At 52.7% G+C, this 23003-nt stretch carries 19 protein-coding genes; 7 read left to right on the forward strand and 12 right to left on the reverse strand.

The features are described from left to right. Window positions 1-37 precede the first annotated feature (37 nt). The 6 genes from menA to priA all read right to left on the reverse strand — a co-directional run bounded on the left by menA (window position 38) and on the right by priA (window position 7413). Window positions 38-964, reverse strand: a complete 927-nt coding sequence (gene menA / locus FQ015_RS16040; protein WP_000139496.1) for a 1,4-dihydroxy-2-naphthoate polyprenyltransferase — start codon at window positions 962-964, stop codon at window positions 38-40. 66 nt (window positions 965-1030) lie between these two features. Further along, window positions 1031-2362 carry an HslU--HslV peptidase ATPase subunit gene (gene hslU, locus FQ015_RS16045; protein WP_001293344.1) on the reverse strand — a complete coding sequence of 444 codons (1332 nt, stop codon included), beginning with the start codon at window positions 2360-2362 and terminating at the stop codon, window positions 1031-1033. Between the two features lie 9 nt (window positions 2363-2371). Next, window positions 2372-2902 carry an ATP-dependent protease subunit HslV gene (gene hslV, locus FQ015_RS16050; RefSeq protein WP_000208242.1) on the reverse strand — a complete coding sequence of 177 codons (531 nt, stop codon included), beginning with the start codon at window positions 2900-2902 and terminating at the stop codon, window positions 2372-2374. 92 nt (window positions 2903-2994) lie between these two features. Continuing rightward, entirely contained in the window at window positions 2995-3942 is a 948-nt protein-coding gene (gene ftsN, locus FQ015_RS16055; RefSeq protein WP_001355352.1) for a cell division protein FtsN, read from the reverse strand. A 91-nt stretch (window positions 3943-4033) separates the two neighbouring features. Continuing rightward, window positions 4034-5059, reverse strand: a complete 1026-nt coding sequence (gene cytR / locus FQ015_RS16060) for a DNA-binding transcriptional regulator CytR (RefSeq protein WP_000644900.1) — start codon at window positions 5057-5059, stop codon at window positions 4034-4036. Between the two features lie 155 nt (window positions 5060-5214). Further along, window positions 5215-7413: a primosomal protein N' gene (gene priA, locus FQ015_RS16065; RefSeq protein ID WP_160524258.1), complete on the reverse strand. Its 2199-nt coding sequence runs from the start codon at window positions 7411-7413 to the stop codon at window positions 5215-5217. Between the two features lie 202 nt (window positions 7414-7615). Here priA and rpmE point away from each other — a divergent pair, with 202 nt between their 5' ends. Then, window positions 7616-7828 (forward strand): 50S ribosomal protein L31, encoded by a 213-nt coding sequence (gene rpmE / locus FQ015_RS16070; RefSeq protein ID WP_000710769.1) that lies wholly within the window; start codon window positions 7616-7618, stop codon window positions 7826-7828. A gap of 61 nt (window positions 7829-7889) precedes the next feature. On the opposite strand, the gene FQ015_RS16075 is transcribed toward rpmE, so the two are convergent. Together FQ015_RS16075 and metJ are read right to left on the reverse strand one after the other, a co-directional pair. Further along, window positions 7890-8498 carry a YiiX family permuted papain-like enzyme gene (locus FQ015_RS16075; RefSeq protein ID WP_105288456.1) on the reverse strand — a complete coding sequence of 203 codons (609 nt, stop codon included), beginning with the start codon at window positions 8496-8498 and terminating at the stop codon, window positions 7890-7892. 59 nt (window positions 8499-8557) lie between these two features. Then, window positions 8558-8875: a met regulon transcriptional regulator MetJ gene (gene metJ / locus FQ015_RS16080; protein ID WP_000852812.1), complete on the reverse strand. Its 318-nt coding sequence runs from the start codon at window positions 8873-8875 to the stop codon at window positions 8558-8560. A gap of 276 nt (window positions 8876-9151) precedes the next feature. Between metJ and metB the strand changes: the two genes are divergently transcribed. Beyond that, window positions 9152-10312, forward strand: coding sequence for a cystathionine gamma-synthase (metB, locus tag FQ015_RS16085; RefSeq protein WP_001295694.1), 1161 nt, complete (start codon window positions 9152-9154; stop codon window positions 10310-10312). A 2-nt stretch (window positions 10313-10314) separates the two neighbouring features. Further along, on the forward strand, window positions 10315-12747 hold the full coding sequence (gene metL / locus FQ015_RS16090) for a bifunctional aspartate kinase/homoserine dehydrogenase II (protein WP_160524259.1): 2433 nt from the start codon (window positions 10315-10317) through the stop codon (window positions 12745-12747). On the opposite strand, the gene FQ015_RS16095 is transcribed toward metL, so the two are convergent. Next, window positions 12711-13841 (reverse strand): hypothetical protein, encoded by a 1131-nt coding sequence (locus FQ015_RS16095; RefSeq protein WP_039021495.1) that lies wholly within the window; start codon window positions 13839-13841, stop codon window positions 12711-12713. The genes metL and FQ015_RS16095 overlap by 37 nt on opposite strands. 132 nt (window positions 13842-13973) lie before the next feature. Between FQ015_RS16095 and FQ015_RS16100 the strand changes: the two genes are divergently transcribed. The 4 genes from FQ015_RS16100 (at window position 13974) to yijE (ending at window position 20307) form a co-directional block, all read left to right on the forward strand. Continuing rightward, window positions 13974-15527, forward strand: a complete 1554-nt coding sequence (locus FQ015_RS16100; protein ID WP_160524260.1) for a bifunctional metallophosphatase/5'-nucleotidase — start codon at window positions 13974-13976, stop codon at window positions 15525-15527. 382 nt (window positions 15528-15909) lie between these two features. Continuing rightward, window positions 15910-16800 carry a methylenetetrahydrofolate reductase gene (gene metF, locus FQ015_RS16105; protein ID WP_000007523.1) on the forward strand — a complete coding sequence of 297 codons (891 nt, stop codon included), beginning with the start codon at window positions 15910-15912 and terminating at the stop codon, window positions 16798-16800. 327 nt (window positions 16801-17127) lie between these two features. Next, a complete protein-coding gene (katG, locus tag FQ015_RS16110; protein ID WP_001296626.1) occupies window positions 17128-19308 on the forward strand; it encodes a catalase/peroxidase HPI in 2181 nt (726 codons plus the stop codon). A gap of 93 nt (window positions 19309-19401) precedes the next feature. Further along, a complete protein-coding gene (yijE, locus tag FQ015_RS16115) occupies window positions 19402-20307 on the forward strand; it encodes a cystine transporter YijE (RefSeq protein ID WP_001271249.1) in 906 nt (301 codons plus the stop codon). 24 nt (window positions 20308-20331) lie between these two features. Here yijE and FQ015_RS16120 read toward each other — a convergent pair whose 3' ends face one another. From FQ015_RS16120 to fsa, 3 genes are all read right to left on the reverse strand, one after another. Further along, window positions 20332-20949, reverse strand: coding sequence for a DUF1287 domain-containing protein (locus FQ015_RS16120; protein ID WP_032185645.1), 618 nt, complete (start codon window positions 20947-20949; stop codon window positions 20332-20334). A 271-nt stretch (window positions 20950-21220) separates the two neighbouring features. Beyond that, window positions 21221-22324 carry a bifunctional L-1,2-propanediol dehydrogenase/glycerol dehydrogenase gene (gldA, locus tag FQ015_RS16125; RefSeq protein ID WP_160524261.1) on the reverse strand — a complete coding sequence of 368 codons (1104 nt, stop codon included), beginning with the start codon at window positions 22322-22324 and terminating at the stop codon, window positions 21221-21223. Between the two features lie 10 nt (window positions 22325-22334). Then, complete coding sequence (gene fsa / locus FQ015_RS16130; protein WP_000424845.1) at window positions 22335-22997, reverse strand: fructose-6-phosphate aldolase; 663 nt, start codon at window positions 22995-22997, stop codon at window positions 22335-22337. Between the last annotated feature and the right edge of the window lie 6 nt (window positions 22998-23003).

A 23003-nucleotide genomic window follows, 5' to 3' on the forward strand; every position in this document is an offset into this window, starting at 1 on the left:
TTGGCAAAATCATCAATTGTTAATTGATATTTGTCAGTTATGCTGCCCACTGGCTTAGGAATATCCCTAAAACAAACAGCAGGTTAGTCAGTAACGCTCCCTTGACAGTGCGTTCCAGCATCGGTCGCATCGCCACCGGGTCCATTTCCCGCATCACATAACGGGCTTGCTTCACCAGTAATGGTGCCGCCAGCAGGAACAGCCAGCCCCACAGGCTATGCAGTGAAAAGAGATTAAACAGCGCCAGACACACCAGAGAGCCCATCAGCAGGCAGGCATGGTAACGACGCGCGTTCACTTCACCTAAGCGCACTACCAGCGTGTTTTTGCCATTCTCGCGGTCGCTATTGATATCACGCAGGTTATTAATGTTCAGAACCGCTGTTGCCAGCAGGCCACAGGCGGTCGCCGGAAGGATCAACGCCGGAATCAACGTATGAGCCTGTAAATACCAGCTGCCCATGACGCTTAACCAGCCAAAGAAAACCAGTACGGAAATATCACCCAGACCGATATAACCATAAGGACGATTGCCCACGGTGTAGGTGATAGCGGCAATGATCGACAACCCGCCAAGAATCAGGAAGCCGACAAAATCGGCCAGCGTATGGCACGCCACTGCAACCAGTGCCAGCCCGGAGAGACAGATGAGCACGACGGTAATAATGAGCGCCCGTTTCATCTCTTGCTGGGTAATGACCCCTTTTTGCATGCCACGTAGCGGGCCAATGCGGTCAGGTTTATCGCTGCCTTTTACTGCATCACCGTAATCATTAGCGAGGTTAGAGAGAATTTGAAGCAGTCCGGCGGTAATCAGTGCCAGCAGGGCGACCAGCGGATCGAAGTGACCTTGCCACCATGCCAGCGCCGTCCCGACGATAATTGCAGCAAAGGCGAGGGGGAGGGTTTTAGGTCGTAAACTTTCCAGCCACGCCTGAGTTCGGCTAATTTGTTGTTCAGTCATAATACGCGCCAATAAAAATGGGGCCTTTCAGCCCCATCAAACAATGATGAAAATGATTGAACGCGATTATAGGATAAAACGGCTCAGATCTTCATCTGCCACCAACGCATCCAGATGTTTGCTCACATAATCTGCGTCAATAGTGATGGTTTGACCGCTTAAATCGCTGGCGTCGTAGGAAATCTCTTCCATTAAACGCTCCAGAACAGTATGTAAACGACGAGCACCGATGTTTTCGGTAGATTCGTTCACCTGCCATGCTGCTTCCGCGATCCGCTTAATACCGGAGTCGGTGAACTCGATATTTACGCCTTCAGTCGCCATCAGTGCTTTGTACTGCACGGTGATAGAGGCATTCGGCTCGGTCAGAATACGCTCGAAGTCGCTGGTGGTCAGTGCCTGCAGTTCAACGCGGATTGGCAGACGACCTTGCAGTTCCGGGATCAGGTCAGACGGTTTCGCAATCTGGAACGCGCCAGAAGCGATAAACAGAATGTGGTCAGTTTTGACCATCCCGTGTTTGGTGGAAACGGTGCAACCTTCTACCAGCGGCAGCAGGTCACGCTGAACACCTTCACGAGAAACATCCGGACCGGAAGACTCGCCGCGCTTACAGATTTTGTCGATTTCGTCGATAAACACGATCCCGTGCTGTTCAACGGCGTCGATAGCGTCTTGCTTCAGCTCTTCCGGATTCACCAGTTTCGCCGCTTCTTCTTCAATCAGCAGCTTCATGGCGTCTTTGATTTTCAGCTTACGCGCTTTTTGTTTCTGACCACCCAGGTTCTGGAACATGGACTGCAGCTGGCTGGTCATCTCTTCCATTCCCGGAGGCGCCATAATTTCAACGCCCATCGGTGCTGCGGCAAGATCGATCTCGATTTCTTTGTCATCGAGCTGGCCTTCACGCAGTTTTTTGCGGAATGCCTGACGAGCAGCGGACGGTTCCTGCTGTTGTTCGGTCTGTCCCCAGTTGTTTTTAGCCGGTGGGATCAGCACGTCGAGAATACGTTCTTCTGCCAGTTCTTCAGCGCGATAACGGTTTTTCTCAATAGCCTGGACGCGTACCATTTTCACGGCGGCATCGGTCAGATCGCGGATAATAGAATCCACTTCCTTACCTACATAGCCCACTTCGGTGAATTTGGTCGCTTCAACTTTGATGAACGGCGCATTCGCCAGCTTAGCCAGACGACGAGCGATTTCAGTTTTACCGACACCGGTCGGGCCGATCATCAGGATATTTTTCGGGGTCACTTCATGGCGCAGCTCTTCGTTAAGCTGCATGCGACGCCAGCGGTTACGCAGTGCAATCGCCACGGAACGCTTGGCGTTATCCTGGCCGATGATGTGCTTATCCAGTTCGCTGACGATTTCGCGTGGGGTCATTTCAGACATGGGAGATCCTTACGCTTTGTAGCTTAATTCTTCGATGGTGTGGAAATGGTTGGTATAGATGCAAATGTCGCCTGCAATATCCAACGCCTTTTCAGCAATTTCACGGGCGCTTAGTTCAGTGTTTTCTAACAGCGCGCGCGCCGCAGCCTGGGCGTAAGGGCCGCCGGAGCCGATAGCAATAAGATCGTTTTCTGGCTGCACCACGTCACCGTTACCGGTGATGATCAGTGAAGCGGTTTCATCCGCGACTGCCAGCAGTGCTTCAAGTTTGCGTAACATGCGATCGGTACGCCAGTCTTTTGCCAGCTCAACGGCGGCTTTGACCAGATGGCCCTGATGCATTTCCAGTTTACGTTCAAACAGTTCGAACAGCGTAAAAGCATCCGCAGTACCGCCCGCAAAGCCCGCGATGACTTTGTCGTTGTACAGACGGCGGACCTTTTTCACGTTACCTTTCATTACGGTATTGCCCAACGTGGCCTGACCATCACCAGCGATGACCACATGGCCGTTACGGCGTACGCTTACTATAGTTGTCACGAGCTGACCCCTTGGTTACGAATACAGAGTACAAACCCCGTACAAAAGTACGGGGCATAATGCAATTATAGATGGGGGGGATTTTGAGGGTTTCAACCCCCGGTAGCGAGTCGAATACAGTTTGTATGACCCGCCATCTTCAGGCGATTGAGGGTGCTGTCTGCGTTCTCTTTGCCTTTCACCGGGCCAATGACCACACGATTCCAGCCATTGTTGGTGGTGATCTTCGAGTCAAAGCCTTCAAACGCCAGCTGAGCACGTACCGTCTCTGCCTGTTCCGCGCCTCTGAACGAACCGCACTGCACCATCCAGCGGCGTTCGTCTTTTTTCTCCGCCGTCGGTTTTGGCGCGTCAGCGGCCCGGCTAACAGGCGCGACTTGCTGTGACTTCGGCTGCGCCGCGGCAGTGTGTGCTGGCGTTTGCAGGAGATCCTGGTACGGCTGCTGAGCCGCCTGGCGAGTCTGCTGCGTCTGGCGCGGTGGTTGCTGCGCTTGCGCGGTACGCGGTTGTTGATATGCCTGCTCAGCCTGACGCTGCTGCTGTTGAGCCGCCTGAATCTGACGCTGTTGTGCCTGACGTTGAAGCGTTTGCTGACGCTGTTCCGGCGTCTGTTCATTCCACGGAACTTCAACCAGCTGCGTTGGCTGCTGGCGCATATCAGCCTGCATTTGTTCAAGAAGCTGACGTTGTTCTGGTGTCAGTTGCTCCGGCGTTTTCACTTCACCACCGGCAGAAGGTTCTGTTGGTGCACGCACACCCGGCTGGCGACTTTCCAGCTCTTTAATGTAGCGCCAGCGTTCTTCTGGTTTCGGTGGTAATCCGTTTCCGGTCACTTTCTGGCTTTGCAGCGTCTCGGACTCTTCTTTCTTGTGATGCGTAATGAAGTACAGACCACCGATAAAGGTCACAAGAACGGCGGCAGCAATAGCGACCATTGCGGGAGAAACCGCAGGCAGATTTCGTTGCTTTTTCCGTGAGGTGCTTTTTTTTCGCCGCGAAGGTGCCGGTTGGCTGCGGCGTACATAATCTCGTTGTGCCACTATCGTTTCGCTGTATTTATTCGTTCGTCAGCCCGCCATGTTACTTAAGCGGCGGGCCTTTGACCAGTCACGGCAGTCTTAAAGGTTTACTTTAAGGTAACGCGCGTGTTGATCCCCGGATGATAAGTTCGCAGTCCATTAAACGAGAGCCACTGCCAACGTGTTGCCCCTGCATTTGATCAAGCAATAACAGCATAGCTTCCCGACCGATTTCGTAACGCGGCTGCGCGATGGTTGTCAGCGGCGGATCACAAAATTGCGTCAGGTCGATGTTATCAAAACCGATTATGGAAAGGTCTTCCGGGACTTTCAGCCCCTGACGTTTTGCCTGAGAAAGTGCGCCGAGCGCCATTACATCGCTATGGCAGAAGACAGCAGTAGGCGGTTGCGGAAGAGCAAGCAGCTGTTGCATTGCTTTGCTTCCGGCTTCAAAGGAGAAGTCGCCCCGGGCGATGTATTGCGGATCAACCATAATGCCGCAGCGACGCAGCGCCTGAACGTAGCCTTGCAGGCGGTAGTGACACAGCGGCATCTCTTCGGGACCGGCTATACAGCCAATCCGTTTATGCCCTTGCTCATATAAATAATTTACTGCATCAAATGCGGCGGTCAGATTGTCGATATGAACTGTAGGTAGCTCCAGTTCCGGTGCAAATTCGTTCGCCATCACCATCGGCGGCAGATTACGCTGTTCCTCAATGCTGGCATCAAACGGCAGCCTTGAACCCAGCAGCAACATGCCATCAATTTGCTTGGTGATGATCAAATCGATAAAGGTTTTTTCCTGCTGATTTTGATGCGCACAGTCGCCAATCAGCACCAGATATCCGTGATTTGCCGCCGTAACTTCGATACCGCGAATAATTTCGCTAAAGAAGGGATCGCAGATATCCGGGACAATCACCAGAATGGTGCGGGATTCATTACGCTTGACGTTGCGCCCCATAGGCTGCGGTAAATAACCCACTTCCCGGGCCGCTTTTTCAACCCGATTACGGGTGGCCTGGGAGACTTTATCGGGATTCATTAATGCTCGGGAGACGGTCGCTGTAGAGACTTTTGCCTTGAGGGCAACGTCTTTCATGGTCGCGGCAGTTTCCTGCTTCTTCGCTTTCACACTCACTCCTCGCCCGGCACGGCAGGCGTACTACTTCCATGTTTACTTCACATCGGCAACATTTTTAGCAGATAGCGCGTGAAAACGGTTACAGAATTTTCATGAAAAGTGTGATGAATATTGAATTTTTCGATCCGCCTCGCATCGTGAGCGGTTTAACCCTCAATCGGATCAACATCCAGCACCCATTTCACTTTACGGGAATCCGGTATTGTATTGATGAGCGCCAGCGTACCATTGATGATGTGCTGTAAGCGCACGCGGGAAGGGTGCTGCAACAAAATTTGCCAGCGCCAGCGACCGCCACGTTTCGGAGCCAGCGCCGGAACTGGGCCGAGAACCCAGAGTTTGTCGTCCGCCAGTGGGCTGGAGAGGATGAGATTACGCAGTTGTTGCAGGAACAATGGCGCGTGCTGATTGTTATGATCTTCCGCACGCACAATCACATGGCTGGTCCACGGCGGCAGTTGCATCATTCGCCGCTCAGCCAGCGCCTGTTCGGCAAAAGCGTCGTAGCCTTTATAGAGCAACGTTTGCAATAGCGGATGTTCCGGATGGTGCGTTTGCAGCACCACTTCGCCCTGTTTACCCGCACGCCCTGCACGACCGGCGACCTGGGTGTAAAGCTGGGCGAAACGCTCCGCCGAACGAAAATCGGCAGAAAACAGCGCGCCGTCCACATCCAGTAACGCCACCAGCGTCACATCCGGAAAGTGGTGACCTTTCGCCAGCATTTGCGTGCCGATCAAAATCCTCGCGCCGCCGCGATGCACTTCCGCCAGTTGTTGTTCCAGCGCGCCTTTGCGGCTGGTGGTATCGCGGTCGATACGAGAAATGGGCACACCAGGGAACATGGGCGCGAGCGTCTGCTCAAGCTGTTCGGTGCCCAGCCCCACGGGTACCAGGTGCGTGGAGCCGCAGGAAGGGCACTGGCGCGGTACCGGACGCTGACTGTCACAGTGGTGACAGCGCAGATGCTGTTGCGCCTGATGTAGCGTGTAGTAGTGATCGCAACGCGGGCATTCGGCTATCCAGCCGCAGTCATGGCACAGCAGGGCAGGTGCAAAACCCCGGCGGTTAAGGAAGAGGATAACCTGATTGTCGGCCTGTAAATGTTGGCGCATTCGGGTGATCAATGCCGGAGCCAGCCCCGCCTGCACCTTCTGACCTTTTAAATCCAGCACATGTTGAATTGCGGGGCGCGCATTGCCTGCCCGACGGGTCAGGCGCAGCAGGCGGTATTTTTTCTGCTGCACGTTGCACAACGTTTCCAGCGCGGGCGTTGCGGAACCAAGAATAATCGGGATTTGCTCGCTGTGCGCACGGTACACCGCCAGGTCGCGGGCATGGTAGCGCCAGCCTTCCTGCTGTTTATAGGAACTGTCGTGCTCTTCATCAATGACAATCACACCGAGATTTTTAAACGGCGTAAACAGTGCGGAGCGAGTGCCGATCACAATCGCCGCCTCACCATTTTTCGCTTTCAACCACGCCGAAAGACGCTCGCTGTCGTTCAGGCCGGAATGCAGAACTTCCACTGGCGCATTAAACCGCTCACGAAAACGGGCAATAGTTTGCGGTGTCAGGCCGATTTCCGGCACCATCACCAGCGCCTGTTTGCCCTGAGCGAGCACGTTTTCCAGTACGCTCAAATAAACTTCTGTTTTACCGGAACCGGTAACACCCGCCAGCAGCCAGGCAGAAAAAGTATCTGCCGCACTATGAATTGCGCCAACGGCGGTGGCCTGTTCGGTATTCAATCGCAACCGTTCACCAGAAACGGCATAGTTCGTGCGCCAGTCGCTAAACTCTGGTGTTTCACTTGCTAAATCACACAGACCTTTTTTGCGCAGCGCCTGCAATGCGGCATCATTAAATTCAAGTTCCGCGACCTGATCGCGCCAGATTTTGCCTTGCCGTAACGCTGCCAGCGCCTGTTGTTGCTTTGGCGAACGTTTCAGGCTGTTCAGATCCACCGCCTGACCTTGTTCAGTGGCAAACCAGTACCACATCGGCGCGTTCGCCGCAGGCCGCCCCTGGCGCAGTAAAATCGGCAAGGCATGAAACAGCACATCGCCAATCGGATGATGATAGTAATCTGCCGCCCATAGCAGTAATCGCCAGACGGAGTGAGTAAATACCGGCTCAACGTCCAGCACTTCTACTACCGCTTTCAGCTCGTTGAGCGGCAGCTCGCTGACGTCGCTAACTGACACCACAACCCCGATACGCTCCTGCTGTTTGCCAAACGGCACACGCACGCGACACCCGGCTTTAACCGTCATGCCTTCTGGCAGCAGATAGTCAAAGGTACGAGGAAGCGGAACGGGCAAGGCAACGTGAGCAACGGGCATAGCATCATCCTGACTTGAAATTCGGTGGAACAGTATACACATTGCCGTAGAGGAGTGCGGATCAGTTTGCATACGCTGGTTAATTTCTGTATGATTCGGCGCCTTTGATACGAAATGATCGTGTCAAACTATACTTTAAACATCGCGTGGTGTCTGGCGTTAGGGCTGGAAGAGCGACGCGGCCTTAAACCGAGGTTTTCCCATGAAAAAAGATATTCACCCGAAATACGAAGAAATTACTGCTAGCTGCTCTTGCGGTAACGTAATGAAAATCCGCTCCACCGTTGGTCATGATCTGAACCTCGACGTGTGCAGCAAGTGCCACCCGTTCTTCACTGGCAAACAGCGTGATGTTGCTACCGGTGGCCGTGTTGACCGCTTCAACAAGCGTTTCAACATCCCGGGCAGCAAATAAGACCGGATTTCCGAAAAAAGCGCCGCACGGCGCTTTTTTTGTGCCTGTAATTTTGGTCGTATTACCACGAAAACAGCGGCCATTCTTTGGCGACTGTGGTGAGTTGTGGCGCATCGAAAACGGCTTGTGGCGAGACCACCGTTTCCTCAAGCGGAATATTTTTCCCGTAACGTTCTTTGAGTTTTGCCTGAACCAGCGGGTTACTAAGATCGAACTCTTTCAACTTCTGCTGTTCACCTACGCGCATCCCCAGCGCATTCTGGTAAACCTTCCACACTACTTCCGAACAGTACTGGCGATCATCACTCCACGAGAAGCTGAAATCGTACGGTTTGCCGAGATAACGTTTTGCCGTTTGCGCCAGTTTTTGCTGTTGTTCAACACTCAGTCCGCCTTCAACGCGGCGAACAACGTATTTGCCCTTTTCACCATGGGCGATCCACTGCTTGAGCGGGGTGTATTTCACCGGGCCGACTGCTTCAAAGACGTAGGGCTTTTTGTTACGCATCACCAGCATACCGGTATGGCTGTAATCAGAATGGGTCGCCAGTTGGATTGCTTTACTTTGCGATGAGCGAGAGATCTGAAAGATGATGTCGCCAGTTTCCGGCTGCCAGGCAAGGGCAGGCACAGAAACCAGCAGGCTGAGGATCAGTAGCCTGTATTTCATAGTTAAACGTCCATGTATGAAAAAAGCGGCTGGTTAACTCCGCGCCGCTCTTTTCCGCTTTAGTATTCCCACGTTTCCGGGTTAATCCCCATCTCACGCATGATCTCTTTTGCCGCTTCCGGGATCTCGTCGCTGCGCTCTTTACGCAGGTCGGCATCATCCGGCAGAGGTTGCCCGGTAAAGGCATGCAGAAACGCTTCGCACAGCAGCTCGCTGTTGGTAGCGTGACGCAGGTTGTTCACCTGACGACGCGTGCGTTCATCGGTGAGGATTTTTAACACCTTAAGAGGAATGGAAACCGTAATCTTTTTGACTTGTTCACTCTTCTTGCCGTGCTCAGCGTATGGGCTGATATATTCGCCGCTCCATTCAGCCATGAGATACTTAATCCTCTTCGTCAATAAATTGAGACCAGACCACACAATTTATGTGGGTACTGACCGTAAACCCGCATAGTTTACCGTACAGGCGTTACCGTGACATCGTGTAATGCACCTGTCGGCGTGATAATGCATATAATTTTAACGGCTATTTGGGATTTGCTCAATCTATACGCAAAGAAGTTTAGATGTCCAGATGTATTGACGTCCATTAACACAATGTTTACTCTGGTGCCTGACATTTCACCGACCAAGCCCAGGGAACTTCATCACATGACGCGTAAACAGGCCACCATTGCAGTGCGTAGCGGGTTAAATGACGACGAACAGTATGGTTGCGTTGTCCCTCCCATCCATCTTTCCAGCACCTATAACTTTACCGGATTTAATGAACCGCGCGCGCATGATTACTCGCGTCGCGGCAACCCAACGCGCGATGTGGTTCAGCGTGCGCTGGCTGAACTGGAAGGCGGTGCTGGTGCAGTGCTGACTAATACCGGCATGTCTGCCATCCACCTGGTAACGACCGTCTTTTTGAAACCTGGCGATTTGCTGGTTGCGCCGCACGACTGCTACGGCGGCAGCTATCGCCTGTTCGACAGCCTGGCGAAACGCGGCTGTTATCGCGTGCTGTTTGTTGATCAAGGCGATGAACAAGCATTACGGGCAGCGCTGGCAGAAAAACCCAAACTGGTACTGGTAGAAAGCCCAAGTAATCCATTGTTACGCGTCGTGGATATTGCGAAAATCTGCCATCTGGCAAGGGAAGTCGGGGCGGTGAGCGTGGTGGATAACACCTTCTTAAGCCCGGCATTACAAAATCCGCTGGCATTAGGTGCCGATCTGGTGTTGCATTCATGCACGAAATATCTGAACGGTCACTCAGATGTAGTGGCTGGCGTGGTGATTGCTAAAGACCCGGACGTTGTCACCGAACTGGCCTGGTGGGCAAACAATATTGGCGTGACGGGCGGCGCGTTTGACAGTTATTTGTTGCTGCGCGGTTTGCGAACGCTGGTGCCGCGTATGGAGCTGGCCCAGCGCAACGCGCAGGCGATTGTGAAATATCTGCAAACCCAGCCGTTGGTGAAAAAACTGTATCACCCGTCGCTGCCGGAAAATCAAGGGCATGAAATTGCTGCGCGCCAGCAAAAAGGCTTTGGCGCAATGTTGAGTTTTGAACTGGATGGCGATGAGCAGACGCTGCGTCGTTTCCTGGGCGGGTTGTCGTTGTTTACGCTGGCGGAATCATTAGGGGGAGTGGAAAGTTTAATCTCTCACGCCGCAACCATGACACATGCAGGCATGGCACCAGAAGCGCGTGCTGCCGCCGGGATCTCCGAGACGCTGCTGCGTATCTCCACCGGTATTGAAGATGGCGAAGATTTAATTGCCGACCTGGAAAATGGCTTCCGGGCTGCAAACAAGGGGTAAAAATGAGTGTGATTGCGCAGGCAGGGGCGAAAGGTCGTCAACTGCATAAATTTGGTGGCAGTAGTCTGGCTGATGTGAAGTGTTATTTGCGTGTCGCGGGCATTATGGCGGAGTACTCTCAGCCTGACGATATGATGGTGGTTTCCGCCGCCGGTAGCACCACTAACCAGTTGATTAACTGGTTGAAACTAAGCCAGACCGATCGTCTCTCTGCGCATCAGGTTCAACAAACGCTGCGTCGCTATCAGTGCGATCTGATTAGCGGCCTGCTACCCGCTGAAGAAGCCGATAGCCTCATTAGCGCTTTTGTCAGCGATCTGGAACGCCTGGCGGCGCTGCTCGACAGCGGTATTAACGATGCGGTGTATGCGGAAGTGGTGGGCCACGGTGAAGTGTGGTCGGCGCGCCTGATGTCTGCGGTACTTAATCAACAAGGGCTGCCAGCGGCCTGGCTTGATGCCCGCGAGTTTTTACGCGCTGAACGCGCCGCGCAGCCGCAGGTTGATGAAGGGCTTTCTTACCCGTTGCTGCAACAGCTACTGGTACAACATCCGGGCAAACGTCTGGTGGTGACCGGGTTTATCAGCCGTAACAACGCCGGTGAAACGGTGCTGCTGGGGCGTAACGGTTCCGACTATTCCGCGACACAAATCGGTGCGCTGGCGGGAGTTTCCCGCGTAACCATCTGGAGCGACGTCGCCGGGGTATATAGCGCCGACCCGCGTAAAGTGAAAGACGCCTGCCTGCTGCCGTTGCTGCGTCTGGATGAAGCCAGCGAACTGGCGCGTCTGGCGGCCCCCGTTCTTCACGCCCGTACTTTACAGCCAGTTTCTGGCAGCGAAATCGACCTGCAGCTGCGCTGTAGCTACACGCCGGATCAAGGTTCCACGCGCATTGAACGCGTGCTGGCCTCAGGTACTGGCGCGCGTATTGTCACCAGCCACGATGATGTCTGTTTGATTGAGTTTCAGGTGCCCGCCAGTCAGGATTTTAAACTGGCGCATAAAGAGATCGACCAAATCCTGAAACGTGCTCAGGTGCGCCCACTGGCAGTTGGCGTGCATAACGATCGCCAGTTGCTGCAATTTTGCTACACCTCGGAAGTGGCCGACAGTGCGCTGAAAATCCTCGACGAAGCGGGATTACCCGGCGAACTGCGCCTGCGTCAGGGGCTGGCGCTGGTGGCGATGGTTGGTGCAGGCGTCACCCGTAACCCGCTGCATTGCCACCGCTTCTGGCAGCAACTGAAAGGCCAGCCGGTCGAGTTTACCTGGCACTCCGATGACGGCATCAGCCTGGTGGCAGTACTGCGCACCGGGCCGACCGAAAGCCTGATTCAGGGGCTGCATCAGTCCGTCTTCCGCGCAGAAAAACGCATCGGCCTGGTATTGTTCGGTAAGGGCAATATCGGTTCCCGCTGGCTGGAACTGTTCGCCCGTGAGCAGAGCACGCTCTCGGCGCGCACCGGCTTTGAATTTGTGCTGGCAGGCGTGGTGGACAGCCGCCGTAGCCTGTTGAGCTATGACGGGCTGGACGCCAGCCGCGCGCTAGCCTTCTTTAATGATGAAGCCGTCGAGCAGGATGAAGAGTCGCTATTCCTGTGGATGCGTGCCCATCCGTATGATGATTTAGTGGTGCTGGACGTTACCGCCAGTCAGCAACTGGCCGATCAATACCTCGATTTCGCCAGCCACGGTTTCCACGTCATCAGTGCCAACAAACTGGCGGGAGCGAGCGACAGCAATAAATATCGCCAGATCCACGACGCGTTCGAAAAAACCGGGCGTCACTGGCTATACAACGCCACCGTCGGCGCAGGTTTGCCGATCAACCATACCGTGCGCGATCTGATCGACAGCGGCGACACTATTTTGTCGATCAGCGGGATCTTCTCCGGCACACTCTCCTGGCTGTTCCTGCAATTCGACGGTAGCGTGCCGTTTACCGAGCTGGTGGATCAGGCGTGGCAGCAGGGCTTAACTGAACCTGACCCGCGTGATGACCTCTCCGGCAAAGACGTGATGCGCAAGCTGGTGATTCTGGCGCGTGAAGCGGGTTACAACATTGAACCGGACCAGGTGCGTGTTGAATCACTGGTGCCAACCCATTGCGAAGGTGGAAGCATCGACCATTTCTTTGAAAATGGCGATGAACTTAATGAGCAGATGGTACAACGGTTGGAAGCGGCCCGTGAAATGGGGCTGGTGTTGCGCTACGTGGCGCGTTTCGATGCCAACGGCAAAGCGCGAGTAGGCGTGGAAGCGGTGCGAGAAGACCATCCGCTGGCATCACTACTACCGTGCGATAACGTCTTTGCCATCGAAAGCCGCTGGTATCGCGACAACCCGCTGGTGATCCGCGGGCCAGGTGCAGGGCGCGACGTCACCGCCGGGGCGATTCAGTCGGATATTAACCGTCTGGCGCAGTTGTTGTAATCCTGAGCCAGAGAAAGCAGTATTTGCGTAACGCGCCCTGCTGAAAGCGGGGTGCTGTGAGTAAATACGGCTTGTTTATGTAGCCAGTGGATAAAATGTCTGCTGGTTGCTAAAGAGAGCATTTCTGCTTTGCTACTCTTTCCGCCCGTTAATGCACATACCATTTTACGATTTTTTCCCTGTACCCAGAGTTGCCACTGATTTTTCCACCAGCCGTGATAAGTTGTTCCCTGAAAGCACCAGGGCGTATTATCGGTACTGTCAGCGATTTCCTCTTCAATAAACCAGATTTCACCTTGCTGTTGGCGAAACAGATCAGCCCAGGCCGTAATAATCGCACCTCTTAAAAAACACTCGTGTGAAATTACATGCGTTTTTACCGTAGGGAAGAGAATATTCAGTACCCTGAAATGCCCGTGCGCCGAGATAACCGGACGCAGAATAGCGCCTTTAGCATTGCGCTTGAGCGCTGCGCTGCCATACTGAATTTCATCAAACTGACTGCGGCGTAGAAATTGTGCTTCGCGCATATCAACGCGTTGTACAATATTATTGTCGTGTAACTCTGATTCTGCATTTCCTCTGTATCGATAATGCAGACTTTCTCCAGCCTGATGCAGCGTGTAATTAGTAGAAAGATGAAGAATATTACCGCGAAGAGCATCAAAACTCATTAAAACATACAATTTTTGCCCGCCGCTGGCTCCCTGAAATGGCACCAGAAGAGCAACCGTTTCGATTATTTCGGGAGGCGTTATTTCTTTCTGATATTGTTTGGGTGTCCAGACTTTTTTGCAGTTACGACATTGAATGCGTTGCGATCCCTGTGGATTGTGACCATAACAAATCGTCTCTGTGCCATAACATACCGGGCAAAAATGGCCTTTCTCAGTTGCAAAAGTAGATAAGTGAACTGACAGCCAGTCACGAAATTGTTGCTCGTCAAACAACGGCGGGTAACTGCCACATGCCCGACAGTGCAATGCCGGATAACCCAGTCGATAGTCGGGCCAGCTGTAATCTTTAGATGTTGGCTGCCCTAAATTACGGCAACCAAACGACTTGCAGGCATTAATCGTAAACAGAGTCGACATATATCACCAACGATTTCACAAGGTCGTTGATTTTGTCCGGCGACGCTCCCCTGTGGATGTGATTTCTCTCACATAAATAACTCTTTCAGAACGTAATGTAGCAATCCTTTATCTCACTGGAAGGGATTGTTTATGAAAATTAAAATGCTTGCTGCGGGTATCGCATTAACACTGCCGTTTTGGGCCTGCGCCAAAGATGTCACCATTATTTATACCAACGACCTCCATGCACATGTAGAGCCTTATAAAGTGCCGTGGATTGCTGACGGTAAACGGGATATTGGCGGCTGGGCAAATATTACTACGCTTGTTAAACAAGAAAAAGCTAAAAACAAAGCGACCTGGTTTTTTGATGCGGGTGACTATTTTACCGGGCCGTATATCAGCAGCCTGACTAAAGGCAAGGCGATTATCGATATTATGAATACCATGCCATTCGATGCGGTCACTATAGGTAATCATGAATTTGATCACGGCTGGGACAATACGTTATTACAGTTGAGTCAGGCAAAATTCCCGATTGTGCAGGGTAATGTTTTTTATCAGAACAGCAGTAAATCATTCTGGGATAAGCCCTATACCATCATTGAAAAAGACGGCGTGAAAATTGGCGTGATTGGTTTGCACGGTGTATTTGCCTTTAATGATACGGTATCTGCGGCAACGCGAGTGGGTATTGAGGCGCGTGATGAAATTAAATGGCTACAACGTTATATCGATGAACTCAAAGGCAAGGTTGATTTGACCGTTGCGCTGATTCACGAAGGTGTTCCGGCCCGCCAGTCCAGTATGGGGGGCACAGATGTGCGCCGCGCACTGGATAAAGATATTCAGACGGCAAGTCAGGTGAAAGGGCTGGATATTTTGATCACCGGGCATGCACATGTGGGTACGCCGGAACCGATTAAAGTCGGCAATACGTTAATCCTCTCCACTGACAGCGGCGGGATTGATGTGGGTAAACTGGTTCTCGACTACAAAGAGAAGCCGCACACTTTTACGGTGAAAAACTTCGAGCTTAAAACCCTTTACGCCGACGAGTGGAAGCCCGATCCGCAAACAAAACAGGTGATTGATAGTTGGAATAAAAAGCTGGATGAAGTCGTGCAGCAAACGGTGGCGCAATCGCCGGTTGAACTAAAACGTGCCTATGGTGAATCAGCTTCTCTCGGGAACCTGGCGGCAGACGCTTTGCTGGCAGCGGCGGGTAAAAATACCCAGTTGGCGTTAACCAACTCTGGTGGGATTCGCAATGAGATCCCGGCGGGTGCAATTACGATGGGTGGCGTCATCAGTACCTTCCCGTTCCCCAACGAACTGGTGACGATGGAACTCACGGGTAAACAATTACGCAGTTTGATGGAACACGGCGCAAGTTTAAGTAATGGCGTTTTACAGGTATCGAAAGGCCTGGAAATGAAGTACGACAGCAGCAAGCCGGTTGGTCAGCGGGTTATCTCGCTGACGCTGAATGGCAAACCGATTGAAGATGCGACGGTTTACCACATTGCTACTCAGAGTTTCCTTGCTGATGGTGGAGATGGTTTTACCGCGTTTACCGAGGGTAAAGCGCGCAATACGACGGGCGGTTATTACGTTTATCACGCGGTGGTTGATTACTTTAAAGCGGGTAATACCATCACGGATGAACAGATCAACGGTATGCGCGTGAAAGATATTAAATAAAAGTACGCACTGAGTTGACTCTACTGTTTGTTACCAGTTGATTTCGCAGATTCTGTATTCGGCCTACACGAGAGCGCAGGCCGAATCAGATGCTTTAGCATCACCATCCGGTGGCAGGGCGTTGTTTTTCGAATGAGAACAGGTGCCGTTGTGTTGCCTGTATATCAGTCAAAACGAGTGAGGTTGATTGCGCTATAAAGAAATCTCTTTATTACCTCTAATTAAGATGAGTTTTTTTCATCTTCCCTGATTTTTCCTCACCATCATTGGTCATTTTTCGGTTGACGCCCTTCAGCTTTTCCTTCATCTTTACATCTGGACGTCTAAACGGATAGATGTGCACAACACAACATATAACTACAAGCGATTGATGAGGTAAGGTATGAGCTTTTTTCACGCCAGCCAGCGGGATGCCCTGAATCAGAGTCTGGCAGAAGTCCAGGGGCAGATTAACGTTTCGTTCGAGTTTTTCCCGCCGCGTACCAGTGAAATGGAGCAGACCCTGTGGAACTCCATCGATCGCCTTAGCAGTCTGAAACCGAAGTTTGTATCGGTGACCTATGGCGCGAACTCCGGCGAGCGCGACCGTACGCACAGCATTATTAAAGGCATTAAAGATCGCACTGGTCTGGAAGCGGCGCCGCATCTTACTTGCATTGATGCGACGCCCGACGAGCTGCGCACCATTGCACGCGACTACTGGAATAACGGTATTCGTCATATCGTGGCGCTGCGTGGCGACCTGCCGCCGGGAAGCGGTAAGCCGGAAATGTATGCTTCTGACCTGGTGACGCTGTTAAAAGAAGTGGCAGATTTCGATATCTCCGTGGCGGCGTATCCGGAAGTGCATCCGGAAGCGAAAAGCGCCCAGGCAGATTTGCTTAATCTGAAACGAAAAGTGGATGCCGGAGCCAACCGCGCGATTACTCAGTTCTTCTTTGATGTCGAAAGCTACCTGCGTTTTCGTGACCGCTGCGTATCGGCGGGCATTGATGTGGAAATTATTCCGGGAATTTTGCCGGTATCTAACTTTAAACAGGCGAAGAAATTCGCTGACATGACCAACGTGCGTATTCCGGCGTGGATGGCGCAAATGTTTGACGGGCTGGACGACGACGCTGAAACCCGCAAGCTGGTGGGCGCGAATATTGCCATGGATATGGTGAAGATTTTAAGCCGTGAAGGAGTGAAAGATTTCCACTTCTATACGCTTAACCGCGCTGAAATGAGTTATGCGATTTGCCATACGCTGGGTGTTCGACCTGGTTTATAAATAGTGTGCCTTTTGTGAAAATCACACTGTGATCACAAATTTTAAACAGAGCACAAAATGCTGCCTCGAAATGCGAGTGAGAAAATAAGGTAGTCAGCCTTGTTTTCTCCCTCATTTCTTGAAGATTACGAAGCTAAAACCTTTTTTATAAAGCATTTGTCCGAAATCGGACATAATCAAAAAGTCTTAATTACGATCAATTTGATCTACATCTCTTTAACCAACAATATGTAAGATCTCAACTATCGCATCCGTGGATTAATTCAATTATAACTTCTCTCTAACGCTGTGTATCGTAACGGTAACACTGTAGAGGGGAGCACATTGATGAGCACGTCAGACGATATCCATAACACGACAGCCACTGGCAAATGCCCGTTTCATCAGGGGGGTCACGACCAGAGCGCAGGTGGGGGCACAACCACGCGTGACTGGTGGCCAAATCAACTCCGTGTTGACCTGTTAAACCAACATTCTAATCGTTCTAACCCGCTGGGTGAGGACTTTGACTACCGCAAAGAATTCAGCAAATTAGATTACTACGGCCTGAAAAAAGATCTGAAAGCCCTGCTGACAGAATCTCAGCCGTGGTGGCCAGCCGACTGGGGCAGCTACGCCGGTCTGTTTATTCGTATGGCCTGGCACGGTGCGGGTACTTACCGTTCCATCGACGGACGCGGCGGCGCGGGTCGTGGTCAGCAACGTTTTGCACCGCTGAATTCATGGCCGGATAACGTCAGCCTCGATAAAGCGCGTCGTCTGTTGTGGCCAATCAAACAGAAATATGGTCAGAAAATCTCTTGGGCCGACCTGTTTATCCTCGCGGGTAACGTGGCGCTGGAAAACTCGGGCTTCCGTACCTTCGGTTTTGGTGCTGGTCGTGAAGACGTATGGGAACCGGATCTGGACGTTAACTGGGGTGATGAAAAAGCCTGGCTGACTCACCGTCATCCGGAAGCACTGGCGAAAGCACCGCTGGGCGCAACCGAGATGGGCCTGATTTACGTTAACCCGGAAGGCCCGGATCACAGCGGCGAACCGCTTTCTGCGGCAGCAGCTATCCGCGCGACCTTCGGCAACATGGGCATGAACGACGAAGAAACCGTGGCGCTGATTGCGGGTGGTCATACGTTGGGTAAAACCCACGGTGCCGGTCCGACTTCTAACGTAGGTCCTGATCCAGAAGCTGCACCGATTGAAGAACAAGGTTTAGGCTGGGCGAGCACTTACGGCAGCGGCGTTGGCGCAGATGCCATCACCTCTGGTCTGGAAGTGGTCTGGACCCAGACACCGACCCAGTGGAGCAACTATTTCTTCGAGAACCTGTTCAAATATGAGTGGGTACAGACCCGCAGCCCGGCTGGCGCAATCCAGTTCGAAGCGGTAGACGCACCGGAAATTATTCCGGATCCGTTCGATCCGTCGAAGAAACGTAAACCGACAATGCTGGTCACCGACCTGACGCTGCGTTTTGATCCTGAGTTCGAGAAGATCTCTCGTCGCTTCCTTAATGATCCGCAGGCGTTCAACGAAGCCTTTGCCCGTGCCTGGTTCAAACTGACGCACAGGGATATGGGGCCGAAATCTCGTTACATCGGACCGGAAGTACCGAAAGAAGATCTGATCTGGCAAGATCCGCTGCCGCAGCCGATCTACAACCCGACCGAGCAGGATATTATCGATCTGAAATTCGCGATTGCGGATTCTGGTCTGTCTGTTAGTGAGCTGGTGTCGGTGGCCTGGGCGTCTGCTTCAACCTTCCGTGGTGGCGACAAACGTGGTGGTGCCAACGGTGCGCGTCTGGCATTAATGCCGCAGCGCGACTGGGATGTGAACGCCGCAGCCGTTCGTGCTCTGCCAGTTCTGGAGAAAATTCAGAAAGAGTCTGGCAAAGCTTCGCTGGCGGATATCATTGTGCTGGCTGGTGTGGTTGGCGTAGAGAAAGCCGCAAGCGCCGCAGGTTTGAGCATTCATGTCCCGTTTGCGCCGGGTCGCGTTGATGCGCGTCAGGATCAAACTGACATTGAAATGTTTGAGCTGTTGGAGCCGATTGCTGACGGTTTCCGTAACTACCGCGCTCGTCTGGATGTTTCCACCACTGAGTCACTGCTGATTGATAAAGCACAGCAACTGACGCTGACCGCGCCGGAAATGACCGCGCTGGTGGGCGGGATGCGTGTACTGGGTGCCAACTTCGATGGCAGCAAAAACGGCGTCTTCACTGACCGCGTTGGTGTATTGAGCAATGACTTCTTCGTGAACTTGCTGGACATGCGTTACGAGTGGAAAGCGACTGACGAATCGAAAGAGCTGTTCGAAGGCCGTGACCGTGAAACCGGCGAAGTGAAATACACGGCCAGTCGTGCGGATCTGGTCTTTGGTTCTAACTCAGTCCTGCGTGCGGTGGCGGAAGTTTACGCCAGCAGCGATGCCCACGAGAAATTTGTTAAAGACTTCGTGGCGGCATGGGTGAAAGTGATGAACCTCGACCGTTTCGACCTGCTGTAATCTGACCTTCTTCAGCGACTGTCTTTCAGGCAGTCGCTGAAGTTTCTTTACCGGCGTATAGTGTCCACAGGAAAACTACACACTGGATCTCTCATGTCTGCCGCAGGAAAGAGCAACCCACTGGCAATCAGTGGCCTGGTTGTGCTCACACTTATCTGGAGTTATAGCTGGATTTTCATGAAGCAAGTCACCAGCTACATCGGTGCCTTCGACTTTACCGCATTACGCTGCATTTTTGGCGCTCTCGTTTTATTCATCGTCCTTTTATTACGTGGTCGCGGAATGCGCCCGACGCCCTTTAAATACACCTTAGCCATTGCCCTGTTACAAACCTGCGGGATGGTTGGCCTGGCGCAGTGGGCGCTGGTGAGCGGCGGAGCGGGGAAGGTGGCGATCCTGAGCTATACCATGCCATTCTGGGTGGTGATTTTCGCCGCGTTGTTTCTCGGTGAACGCCTGCGACGCGGGCAATATTTGGCGATTCTGATTGCCGCTTTCGGCTTATTTTTGGTGTTGCAGCCGTGGCAACTCGATTTCTCTTCGATGAAAAGCGCCATGCTGGCGATCCTCTCTGGTGTCAGTTGGGGGGCGAGTGCCATTGTCGCTAAACGCCTTTACGCCCGTCATCCGCGCGTAGATTTATTGTCGTTAACATCCTGGCAGATGTTGTATGCGGCGCTGGTGATGAGTGCGGTCGCTTTACTGGTGCCGCAACGTGAAATTGACTGGCAGCCCACCGTATTCTGGGCGCTGGCCTACAGTGCGATTCTGGCGACGGCGCTGGCCTGGAGCTTATGGTTGTTTGTGCTGAAAAACTTGCCCGCCAGTATCGCCAGCTTAAGTACGCTGGCGGTTCCCGTTTGCGGCGTACTCTTTTCCTGGTGGCTGCTCGGTGAAAATCCCGGCGCGGTTGAAGGCAGCGGTATTGTGCTGATTGTGCTGGCACTGGCGCTGGTGAGCCGTAAGAAAAAAGAAGCCGTCAGCGTAAAAAGGATCTGAATTTTTTACAGGTGGGGCGAGCGCTTATTTAGCAAAATACCGATAATGCCCCACCATCCGCCAGCTAAACAGCACGTCTTCTTCCTGCGCGCCTGCGCCAATGTTATGTATCACCAGCGGCGTACCGTCGCGGGCAAAGCCATCTGACACCACTCCGATATGCGCCAGCCCATTATCTAATCGCCAGGAGACAATATCGCCCGCTTGGTAGTCACTGGCGTTTTTGCTGGTGGGGCGTGTTTTATCGTGGCGGGTAAACCAGGTTTCCAGATTAGGCACCCGACGGTGATCGATGTTGCTGTCCGGGCGCTTTAACTTCCACTTTTGCGGATAATCGGCAAAATTCTTCGCCATATCTTCGTGAACCAGTTTTTGCAAATCGACCTTCTGGCTGCGCAGGGCGCGGATCACCACATCGGAACATACACCGCGTTCTTGTGGGACATCACCGCCAGGATAAGTAAGCTGCACATACGCCGGATCGTAAAATAGCGTGCTGCCAATTTGCTGTCTGGCACCGTCTGCGATGGCAAGATTGGTGTTGGCCTGGATTTGTACCACGGTTGGTGGAACAGCGGGAGATTTTAAGGAGTAACTGGTAAATACCGTCAGAAGACTGAACAACGCCAGTGAAGCTTTCATCTGTTTCGTCCGTGAAAAAATATTCACAGATTCGACCTTCCGGGCTAACGATTGTTCTGTGGAGAAAATGTCCAGAAGCGGATAAAAACTCCCGAACAACGTGGGAGTATCAGATTAATGGCACAGAGTGCCGGATGCGGCGTGAACGCCTTGTCAGACATAAAAAGCACGTAAATTCAATGTATTGCAGATATTTCGTAGGCCAGATAAGCGTAGCGCATCAGGCAATTTTGCGTTCAAACTCCCGGACAAGCCGGGAGTTTGGCATAGATTATTCCCACTCTTGCAGGAAACGCTGACCGTACTGGTCGGCTACCAGCAGTGCGGCGTAAACCTGATCTGGCGTCGCGCCGCCAGGCATGTTGTGGATGGTTTCACCTTCTGCACATGCCGCTTCTGCCACAATCCGCATTTTCGCCGGGACATCTTCTTTAATATCCAGTTGAGCGAGGGTTATTGGCAAACCTACCGCATGGCTAAGTGCAGCTACGGTTTCGATTTCTTCCACCGGCGCATTTTCCAGAACCAGCTGCGTCAGCGTACCGAATGCCACTTTTTCACCATGATAATAGTGATGGGCATCAGGGATTGCAGTCAGGCCGTTATGCACCGCGTGCGCCGCCGCCAGCCCACCGCTTTCAAAGCCAACGCCGCTCAAATAGGTGTTCGCTTCAATCACGCGTTCCAGCGCAGGGGTTACTACATGCTGTTCGGCGGCTAGCATCGCTTTTTCGCCTTCTTCCAGCAGCGTGTTGTAGCACAGTTCAGCCAGTGCCAGCGCCGCCTGGGTGCACTTGCCGCCCGCCATGGTGGTCGCGCCGCTACGAGAGCAAGCACGCGCTTCAAACCAGGTCGCCAGCGCATCGCCGATACCCGCCGCTAACAGACGTGCAGGTGCGCCCGCGACGATTTTGGTGTCGACAATGACCATATTTGGGTTATTTGGCAACAGCAAATAGCGGTCAAACTCACCCTCATCGGTGTAGATAACAGACAATGCGCTGCACGGTGCGTCGGTAGATGCGATAGTCGGTGCGATCGCTACCGGAACACCCATGAAATGTGCCAGTGCTTTGGCGGTATCAAGAGTTTTTCCGCCACCAATACCGAGAATTGCCCCACACTGGGCTGTTTCTGCGATACTGCGTAAACGATCAATTTCATTTTGCGAACATTCACCGCCAAACGGCGCAATTTCTACTACCAGTCCAGCATCTTTAAAGCTTTTCTCGACAGTGGATTGAGCAAAACCTAAAACAAATTTGTCACCCACCACTAACCAGCGTTCTGCCAGCGGCTTCAGGTACTCGCCCAGACGATTAATGACATCTGCGCCCTGGATGTATTTACCCGGTGATTGAATAATGCGGTCCATAATTGCTCCTTTAGAGATGAGTAGTGCCAAATGCGGCATTCCAGTCGTGCTCAAACTTCTCTATAGCTGACTCTACCGCAGGAGTGTTGAGCATTTGTTGCGCTACATCTAAGGGTAGGGTGATGGACTCACATCCTGCCAGCAAACAATCCAGCGCCTGACGCGGTGTTTTAAAGCTGGCAGCCAGCACCATGCTTTCTGGCGCGTGCATTTCCAACAGCGCTTGCAGCTCCTGAACCGTACGAATGCCGTCACCGCCCTGGGCGTCGACGCGGTTAACATACGGAGCAACATATTTTGCCCCTGCCAGCGCGGCTAATAACCCTTGTGCGGCGCTATATACAGCGGTGCCAAGTGTAGTAATACCCTCTTTTTTCAGCATTTTAATGGCGGCAAGACCTTCGGAAGTTACCGGGATTTTCACCACAATGCCCGGAATGGCGTCGCGCAGGCGCTTCGCTTCTTCCACCATACCCTGTGCGTCACGACTCATGGTCTGAGCAAACAGAATACCCTCATCACCAATCGCTTTTTGCAAACGCGGCAGCACTTCCCAGATGGACTCCTTGCTGGCAGCGATAATGCTCGGGTTAGTTGTTACCCCGGCAATCGGGAATATGCGTGCCAGACGTTCGACTTCTGCGACGTTAGCGGTGTCCAGATACAGTTCCATGATGTT

It is taken from the genome of Escherichia sp. HH26CH (genome assembly GCF_009820205.1).
Classification (GTDB): domain Bacteria; phylum Pseudomonadota; class Gammaproteobacteria; order Enterobacterales; family Enterobacteriaceae; genus Escherichia; species Escherichia coli_F.

Coding starts and splice junctions, on each gene's coding strand:
- FQ015_RS16095 (WP_039021495.1), bottom strand. CDS start 13,841: ATGTCGACTCTGTTTACGATTAATGCCTGCAAGTCGTTTGGTTGCCGT.
- rpmE (WP_000710769.1), top strand. CDS start 7,616: ATGAAAAAAGATATTCACCCGAAATACGAAGAAATTACTGCTAGCTGC.
- menA (WP_000139496.1), bottom strand. CDS start 964: ATGACTGAACAACAAATTAGCCGAACTCAGGCGTGGCTGGAAAGTTTA.
- metB (WP_001295694.1), top strand. CDS start 9,152: ATGACGCGTAAACAGGCCACCATTGCAGTGCGTAGCGGGTTAAATGAC.
- fsa (WP_000424845.1), bottom strand. CDS start 22,997: ATGGAACTGTATCTGGACACCGCTAACGTCGCAGAAGTCGAACGTCTG.
- priA (WP_160524258.1), bottom strand. CDS start 7,413: ATGCCCGTTGCTCACGTTGCCTTGCCCGTTCCGCTTCCTCGTACCTTT.
- metL (WP_160524259.1), top strand. CDS start 10,315: ATGAGTGTGATTGCGCAGGCAGGGGCGAAAGGTCGTCAACTGCATAAA.
- FQ015_RS16075 (WP_105288456.1), bottom strand. CDS start 8,498: ATGAAATACAGGCTACTGATCCTCAGCCTGCTGGTTTCTGTGCCTGCC.
- gldA (WP_160524261.1), bottom strand. CDS start 22,324: ATGGACCGCATTATTCAATCACCGGGTAAATACATCCAGGGCGCAGAT.
- FQ015_RS16120 (WP_032185645.1), bottom strand. CDS start 20,949: ATGAAAGCTTCACTGGCGTTGTTCAGTCTTCTGACGGTATTTACCAGT.
- yijE (WP_001271249.1), top strand. CDS start 19,402: ATGTCTGCCGCAGGAAAGAGCAACCCACTGGCAATCAGTGGCCTGGTT.
- metJ (WP_000852812.1), bottom strand. CDS start 8,875: ATGGCTGAATGGAGCGGCGAATATATCAGCCCATACGCTGAGCACGGC.
- katG (WP_001296626.1), top strand. CDS start 17,128: ATGAGCACGTCAGACGATATCCATAACACGACAGCCACTGGCAAATGC.
- metF (WP_000007523.1), top strand. CDS start 15,910: ATGAGCTTTTTTCACGCCAGCCAGCGGGATGCCCTGAATCAGAGTCTG.
- hslU (WP_001293344.1), bottom strand. CDS start 2,362: ATGTCTGAAATGACCCCACGCGAAATCGTCAGCGAACTGGATAAGCAC.
- FQ015_RS16100 (WP_160524260.1), top strand. CDS start 13,974: ATGAAAATTAAAATGCTTGCTGCGGGTATCGCATTAACACTGCCGTTT.